At 39.4% G+C, this 2,458-nt stretch carries 2 protein-coding genes; both read left to right on the top strand.

Annotation, left to right across the window (positions count from 1 at the left end; all coding sequences use genetic code 11):
* On the top strand, positions 1–654 hold a 654-nt coding region (locus PX636_RS00295), incomplete at its 5' end, for a mechanosensitive ion channel family protein (protein WP_288115856.1).
* 411 nt (positions 655–1,065) lie between these two features.
* On the top strand, positions 1,066–2,458 hold a 1,393-nt coding region (locus PX636_RS00300; RefSeq protein WP_288115858.1), incomplete at its 3' end, for an alpha/beta hydrolase.

The following is a 2,458-nucleotide window of genomic DNA, read 5'->3' on the forward strand; positions in this document are numbered from 1 at the left end:
GAAGCAACTTTACTGTTAGGACGTTATTTTTTCATTGTCTTAGGTTTTATTATCATCTTGGGTTATGTGGGAGTTAATGCAACGGCAATAGCGGCAATTACTGGCGGTTTATCGGTGGGTATTGGTTTCGGTATGCAGCAAGTGGTAAGTAATTTCATTAGCGGTATTTTACTATTATTTGAAAAAGTTCTCAAACCCGGTGATATCATTAATATTGAAGGACAGACTTCTCAGGTAAAAAAGCTAGGTATTCGAGCGACAACAGTGCAAATTCTTACAGACAATTCCGAAAAAATTATTCCCAATCAAAAGTTTTTTACTGAGGATGTCACCACCTACACGGGTAGTGATAACTTGATTTATTGTTCAATTGTTATCGGAGTTGGTTATAATTCTAACTCTCAACAGGTGATGAATTTATTGCTAGACATTGCTGATCAACATCCTCATATACTTAAAAACCCGCAACCAGTAGCTTTTTTTCTTAATTTTGATCATTCTAGTTTAAACTTTGAATTAAAGTTCTGGTTGGATGATGTTAATAGAAAAAAGCGAGTCATTAGTGATATTAATTGTGCTATTCTTGATAGGTTTACTCAACAGGGTATCGAGATTCCCTTCCCGCAGCAAGATATTCACATTCGCAATAATTAGCAATTTATCCCAGTCAAAAACCCTATCGGATTATTTTCATCTCAAAATATATCACTTTCACTTATTAAATTTATGTATTTATTGTTTTTTTATTAATGACTCATGTCTTGACATAAAAACAACTTTAATATAATATCTACCTTAGATGTTATACTCAGAAATACTCAATAATCTAGAATCAAAATCTCCCAGATTAATCTATCGAGGTTTTGCTCATGCTTTTTGGTTCTACTTTGCTTGGCACTTTATCGCTTGCCCTAGTCTTAAATTGGCTCCTTAGTACCTCAGAAACCCGCGTTCCGATACCTTTAATCGGTGGTCAAGGAAACCAAGTAACCAAGAACGTTTTTCAACCGACCGTATGCTACTTTTCCCTTTTAATTGTTGTCATCTACCCTAACTAAAAATCCCATGATTATCCCCCGTTTACAAAATCGTTTTCCCAGAAATAATTCCACCCGTCGGCTGCGAGCTTTCCTCCTAGGTCTTTTCGCTGTGGGTATGACCGCTTTACCCCTAAAAGCCGCTGAAGAAATTGAATTTGTCTATACTCCCCTCGTCTTTTCTGTATCGGTAGCATCCCTAGAAAATTTTGCTAAAGGAGGAAAGATTGATGCTAATTTAAAAAGATTTCTTGCCAGAGCAACTCCCGAAGCAAGAGAGCAGTTTCGTGAAGCTTTATTAACAAAAATTGACATCGATCCTATTTTACTATCTCGTTTTTTTAATAGTGTGATGGGTGCTGATATGCTCTCTCGTTTGGGCAAAGGCATCACCATTGAAGGGGGAATTAATGGTAAATATGCCCTGCGGGGTGCCATTGTTAGTGCCGCTTTCGATCCGGGGGGATTAACCCTTTTAAATGTCCTGAAAAAATTCCCCAATAATATACAGTTACAGGGGGAAGAAATCCTCGGATTAGCTAAAACCATCGATTATGCGGTTTATGTGGCGGAAATATTTATCAAAGATATGCGCCTCTGGACAGCCGAGGAAGCCGCTGCCGTTAAACCAGCGATTAATTATGCCAGTTTACCCGATTTGCGTCAGCGCGGTAGCTTTCAGGTAAAAAAAGAAGTTTGGAACCTAACCGATAGCAGTCGCAATCGCAGTTTATATGTGAATGTTTATATCCCGCAAACTTTCCGAGAAGGCAAAACACCTGTAATTATTTTTTCCCACGGATTAGCCTCGCGACCAGAAGATTATGCCCAAGCAATTGAACATCTAGCTTCCTACGGATTTTTAGTAGCGGCACCGCAACACCCCGGCAGTGATACCCAATACCTACAAGGAATGTTAGGGGGGTATTATCGCAATATTTTTGATGGCAATGAGTTTATTAATCGACCCAAAGATATTAGCTTTGTCATCGATGAATTAGCCAGACGAAATGCTAGTCAATTTCAAGGTAAACTTAACCTCACTAATGTGGGAGTAGCGGGTCATTCCTTCGGGGGTTATACATCTCTAGCTGTTGCCGGCGCACAAATTGATTTTGATAATCTCGCCCAAGATTGTAATCGTCCTTATTCCGGGATTAATATCGCTATTTTACTGGAATGTCGCGCCCTAGAATTGCCTAGACAGGTCTATAATTTTCGCGATGAACGAGTCACGGCTGTCTTTGCAGCTAATCCCGTTAACCGCAGTATTTTTGGGGAAAAAGGTTTAAGTAAAATCTCGATTCCTGTCCTCTTAGGTTCCGGAAGTTATGACCCAGCAGCTAATCCGATTTTTGAACAGGCCATTCCTTTTACTTGGTTAAAAACGCCGGATAAATATCTGGCCATGGTGGAGGGAC

Source organism: Microcystis sp. M53598_WE2 (genome assembly GCF_030067735.1).
Classification (GTDB): Bacteria; Cyanobacteriota; Cyanobacteriia; order Cyanobacteriales; family Microcystaceae; genus Microcystis; species Microcystis aeruginosa.